This window comes from Pseudoalteromonas sp. Z9A4 (genome assembly GCF_011378845.1).
GTDB classification, from domain to species: domain Bacteria; phylum Pseudomonadota; class Gammaproteobacteria; order Enterobacterales; family Alteromonadaceae; genus Pseudoalteromonas; species Pseudoalteromonas arctica.
Genome location: NZ_WTLA01000050.1, coordinates 1 through 5,425 on the forward strand (window position 1 = coordinate 1; position 5,425 = coordinate 5,425).

4 protein-coding genes and 3 pseudogenes are annotated in these 5,425 nt (G+C 38.6%); 2 read left to right on the forward strand and 5 right to left on the reverse strand.

Annotated features, from left to right (window positions below; genetic code table 11):
• Window positions 1-365: 365 nt before the first annotated feature.
• Together GQR54_RS19300 and GQR54_RS19305 are read right to left on the reverse strand one after the other, a co-directional pair.
• Window positions 366-611 (reverse strand): annotated as a pseudogene (locus GQR54_RS19300) (transposase); the annotation flags it as partial.
• 96 nt (window positions 612-707) lie between these two features.
• Window positions 708-884 (reverse strand): annotated as a pseudogene (locus tag GQR54_RS19305) (transposase); the annotation flags it as partial.
• 89 nt (window positions 885-973) lie between these two features.
• On the opposite strand from GQR54_RS19305, the pseudogene GQR54_RS19310 reads away from it, so the two are divergent.
• Window positions 974-1,266 (forward strand): annotated as a pseudogene (locus tag GQR54_RS19310) (group II intron maturase-specific domain-containing protein); the annotation flags it as partial.
• A gap of 68 nt (window positions 1,267-1,334) precedes the next feature.
• Here the strand turns inward: GQR54_RS19310 and GQR54_RS19315 are convergent.
• On the reverse strand, window positions 1,335-2,126 hold the full coding sequence (locus GQR54_RS19315) for a DUF2971 domain-containing protein (RefSeq protein ID WP_166379682.1): 792 nt from the start codon (window positions 2,124-2,126) through the stop codon (window positions 1,335-1,337).
• 657 nt (window positions 2,127-2,783) lie between these two features.
• Between GQR54_RS19315 and ltrA the strand changes: the two genes are divergently transcribed.
• Complete coding sequence (gene ltrA / locus GQR54_RS19320) at window positions 2,784-4,139, forward strand: group II intron reverse transcriptase/maturase (RefSeq protein ID WP_240918987.1); 1,356 nt, start codon at window positions 2,784-2,786, stop codon at window positions 4,137-4,139.
• A 68-nt stretch (window positions 4,140-4,207) separates the two neighbouring features.
• Here ltrA and GQR54_RS19325 read toward each other — a convergent pair whose 3' ends face one another.
• Complete coding sequence (locus GQR54_RS19325) at window positions 4,208-4,609, reverse strand: hypothetical protein (protein WP_166379684.1); 402 nt, start codon at window positions 4,607-4,609, stop codon at window positions 4,208-4,210.
• A gap of 115 nt (window positions 4,610-4,724) precedes the next feature.
• A complete protein-coding gene (locus GQR54_RS19330) occupies window positions 4,725-5,321 on the reverse strand; it encodes a DUF2971 domain-containing protein (RefSeq protein ID WP_166379686.1) in 597 nt (198 codons plus the stop codon).
• Between the last annotated feature and the right edge of the window lie 104 nt (window positions 5,322-5,425).

The window sequence follows — 5,425 nt, forward strand, 5'->3', positions numbered from 1 at the left end:
AAACCATAGCTGAGTTCCTATTTTGGTTCAATCGATTACTGTATTTTTACGCAGCATATAAAGAAGTGTTTGGTGTTGTTTAAATTGGCTTTTTGGAAGTGATTACGAGTGGTTGAATGGCTTTTATTTAGGTTAAAAAGGCTTCCCTTCTTAATGCATCGTGTTTTGCAGTTTTTCTATATTATGAACAAGGCAAATACAGTTGCCGCAGCATAAAGTAAAGGCATTCACTTTTTTTTGACCTTGTAAGGTCAATTTATTCATGCCTTTGTTCACTGTAATGTTCCGCTTTTGATTTAAAGGAAAGCCGGTTCGATACAGCCGAGTCGTTTGCAGCAAAATTTAGGATGGGTGTCATTGTTAATTTTTTTATCATCAACATACAGTACTAAATGGGTGTGATTACTCATTACGGCATAAGCACATACATCAATACAAAATACCTTCGCTAATTCAAGCAGCTTATCTTCAACCCACCCTCGTCGATGCTCGTAAGATTGACCAGTAAAGCGGTCTTCCCCACATAAAAATGCACGTCGCACGCACCGCGAAATACAATGGTAGTATTTTGTATCAATCAAACTTACTTGACGCTTTCTTGCAATTGCCATAAGACACCCTGCTCGTTTTTTGCACTGATTAAAACGTAGCCTTAAATTTTAAAAAGATCAAAATTTAGGATGGGTGTCTTGTTAATTTGCTTCAATACAAAATACCTTGGCTAATTCAAGCAGCTTATCTTCAACCCACCCTCGTCGATGCTCGTAAGATTGGCCGGTAAAACAGTCTTCGCCACATAAAAATGCACGACGAACACAGCGTGAAATACAGTGGTAGTATTTTGTATCAACCAAACTTACTTGACGCTTTCTAGCGATTGCCATGTGACACCCTGCTTGTTTTTTACACTAAATAAAGGCTAGCCTCTAACTTCGAAAAGTGCAAAATTTAGAGTGGGTGTCTTGTTAATTTTGGCTGGGGACACTATTACCTAATAGCCAACGCTTATCAATTAACAGTGGATTTAGATCATTGGATCCGCCGTAGAATAAGAATGTGCTACTGGCGGCAATGGCGTAAACCTCGCACCAAAGTATGCAGTTTAATGAAGTTGGGTGTTAGCGAACGACTCGCCATAGCCTGTGGTATCACCAGTAAAGGCCCTTGTAGAAGCTCAAAAACAAAAGGAATTAACATTGCGCTAGGCAATGACTACTTAGCGTGTCATTGAGGGATATTTGGATCGGTATTCATTACGGGAGATGAACCGACAATTGCGGACCCGCATGATGGGTGGTGTGGGGGCTGGAGGTTAGAGACCTCCGGCTACCCGATTAGCGGTACTTTCCAGTTCCATTAGAAACATTGACAGTGACACTGGACAGTCCGTGACATTTTAATAAAGATCTAATATCGTCAACGTTATATTTACTTTTAGGACCTATAATTATTTCTTTAATGGCATGTATATCATTAAAGCTTGTTTTGAGCTGATGATAATGTGTTTTTCCATAATTACATTCTCTAACTTCTATTTTAAAATCGTCACCTTTAATAGCATCTTCAGGTGCTATAAAACCTCTAATCTCTTGCTCTTCTGTAAAAAAATTATCTTTATATCTAATTGCCATATACATTAGTGCTCTAGCTAACAATTTAAACCTTATAGGCGACTTACTATTTTTATACGACTTAATTAATTGATGGACTTCTTTTTCGAAGATACTGAGTTCATAGCTGACACTTATGAAGTCTATTTTGCTTGTTATTGGTTCCATTTTTTCCAAGTAACGATTGAACATATTGTGTTGCTTGACCATTTCTAAATCAAAACCAATAGAAAAACCCTTACCATCATCCGCATAAGCTCTCCACTGACTGAGAATATCTCCACGCTGTGAAAAACAAGCTATCAGTACTTTAAAAGTATTATTGATATTATCAGGAGACATTTTTGTGGTCGTTTTCTCATCTACATCAGGGTACTCACTTAAAATATCACGAATGATTTTAAAGCCATCTCTATATTCACCTTCATCATTCATATTGGTTATATCGGACAGCCAAATTATTTTATTTTCAATTATCTGCCTAAAAACTGTTTCACTACAATAATGATAAATCATACTCAAATCTCACGGTACCGCTAACGCTTTGCTAAGCGGCAATAAAATTGTTGGCTAAAATTAGCGAGGAACGAGCAAAAGCCAACTGTTTTTTGTCCGTTTAAGCAACTTGTGTACGCCCGACATGGGCATTGACTTATGAGGTGAAAGTCCTCTGTAGGAAGATCACCGTTTAAATAACATGCTGTTATTAAACGATAACTACTAGCGAATGGCAAGGGCTAAATCGCGAGAGATAGTCTGGAGGAAGCCGCTAGCAAATCTGTAAGCTGATGAACAAAAACATCATATGAGGCGTAGGCTGGAGACGAGCTAGCACAAGATAGCGAAGTCATGTGATCTAACGGCCACCGTAAATGATGCAGTTGTGCAGAGAAAGTCGATGCACCTTATTCGGGGAGATCTGATAAACACGCATCCGTGCTAACGCTTGGCGATCACCAGTTAGGGACTGGTCTTTCAACCCTGGGCGCTCTGGTTTCTGCGACCTACAGCGAGCGAAATAGCAGTAAACAAACGTTAGTTTAGACGCGCTTTATCGAGTAATCGATAGAGTGATTTATCAGAAGTCAGCAGACGGCATAGTAGCCAAACACTTATCGTAATGGATAAGACATGGTGAAGGCCAGAACATCTTAACCAGAGGAGATACTACAAATGAACTTGAATTCACATAGATCACCGTGTTGTGATAGTGATGAACAGCGTTCGACTGTGAATAATACCTCGAATGAATACAACCAAACAAATCATGACCTGATGGCAAGGGTACTGAGCAACCACAATATTGGTGCAGCATGGCAACATGTTAAGCGTAATAAAGGGGCTGCCGGTATTGATAATATGAGTATTGAGGAATTTAATGACTTCGCTAAGTTACATTGGCTGGGTATTAAACAACAATTACTCAACGGCACTTATCAACCCTTGCCAGTCAAACGCGTGATGATACCCAAACCTGATAGCAGTGAGCGAATGCTTGGGATCCCTTCTGTTATCGACAGAGTGATCCAACAAGCCATTGCTCAAGTGATTAGCCCTTACTTTGAGGCTCTATTTTCCCCACATAGTTATGGTTATCGTCCTTATAAAAGAGCCAGTCAAGCAGTGAATCATGTTCAATCTTGTGTTAAACAAGGTTATAAAACAGCAGTTGATATCGACTTGTCTAAGTTCTTTGATGAGGTAAATCATGACATGCTGATGAATCGTGTTGGTCGTAAAATCAAAGACAAAGCACTCATGCGCCTACTTGGTAAATACCTCCGAGCGGGGATCGCAGAGCGCGAAACGGGTCTGTGGTTTGAGTCAACCAAGGGAGTCCCTCAAGGTGGGCCATTATCCCCTTTGCTTTCCAACATTTTACTCGATGAATTAGATAAGAAGTTAACTTACAAACAGCTTAAGTTTGCACGTTACGCTGATGACATAATCATCTTAGTAAAAACGAAAAGCGAAGGGCTCATAATCCAAAGGGAAATTACTGCGTTTATCACTCAGCGATTAAAACTCAAAGTGAATGAATCGAAAAGTCGAGTCGGTCCAGTATCAGGCTCGAAATTTCTTGGGTTTACCTTCCGTTACGCTCAAGTGCAGATCCACGAACAGGCGCTAAAGAAATTTAAAGCAAACGTCAGGGAACTCACTAACCGCAACTGGGGGATCTCAATGACACTACAGATTCATAAACTTACGCAGTATTTACGTGGCTGGGGACACTATTACCTAATAGCCAACGCTTATCAATTAACAGTGGATTTAGATCATTGGATCCGCCGTAGAATAAGAATGTGCTACTGGCGGCAATGGCGTAAACCTCGCACCAAAGTACGCAGTTTAATGAAATTGGGTGTTAGCGAACGACTCGCCATAGCCTGTGGTATCACCAGTAAAGGGCCTTGTCGAAGCTCAAAAACAAAAGGAATTAACATTGCGCTAGGCAATGACTATTTAGCATCACAAGGTTTAGTGTCATTGAGAGATATTTGGATCGGTATTCATTACGGGAGATGAACCGCCCATTGCGGACCCGCATGATGGGTGGTGTGGGGGCTGGAGGTTAGAGACCTCCGGCTACCCGATTAAATGCCTGACCACTCTATAAATCTAGACATTTGGTAACTTGGCTCTCTTTTTAATTTTATTACATTAGAACAACAACGAGCTATAAGCTGAACTGCTTGTGCTTCCCAATTTGTGGTAACACTTGAATCTTCAATATTTGAATAATGTTTTATGGAGTTCCTGACATTATTTAAATATTCATTTCGAAGATCTTTTGAGGATATAGCCTCTCCAGAGATTTCTTTCAAACCATCAATTAGTTCATTTAATGAATTAATTTCACCTTCATATTCTACAGCTTTACCTAAAATTTCTTCAGATGCGCCACTTAAAGTAATTGAACAAATGTAATCTTTATCATCTAAAAACATTTCAATTGAGCGGTTTAACTGGTGTATTGCTATAGATATTTTTTCCATAGGCTCCAAAGTTACAGGGCATTTAACGCCATGTTAACAGGCAATAAAATAGTTGGTTAAAATAAGCGACGAAGGAGCAAAAACCAACTGTTTTTTGTCCTTGTTTAACAGCTTGTTAGGCATTTTTTACAACCACTTTTGCTTGTGTAATATCTAATTCTGTTTTTACTAGCTCAATTTCCTGAGGAATTATCGAACGAAGGATATTGAAGCGATCATCACTTACTTTGGGACCCACATATATTCGGCGAATAGAATTATTGAAGTAAAAGTATTCGTCATTAGAGATGATGCGATACTCTTCTTCATATTTCCACTCTTCTGTTTTAGTTTCAAATAAATAACGTAAATCGTGATTAGATTGATTAATTTCAGTAAAAATAGGAGAGAATGGCTGATAGTTAATTTCACATAAATCAGAAAGATTTTCTGGAATATCAATTTCTATCGCGATTCCTTTATGACCTGATGAATAGTGTGACCAAAGAAGAAAATTATTTAAGGACTTAGAAAAAGAGCAAATTCGATAACTATCACGTTTATTCTCTACAATTTTACGAAAATTCTCATCTGCATTTGAAAAAAATGTTTCATACCGTCCTTCCAATGGGTCATTTAAAGTATCCCATTTAGCACACCAAAGTCGTTTGTTGTAGATTACATCTAAGGTTAACCAAAGATCATCAATTGATCGATATTTGTAAAGTAGCAATTGAACTCCTTTGAATGCCTAACGAGCCTGTAGATTAACTCGTTTTTTATTTGTTTTTATTGATAAACAAACCATAGCTGAGTTCCTATTTTGGTTCAATCGAT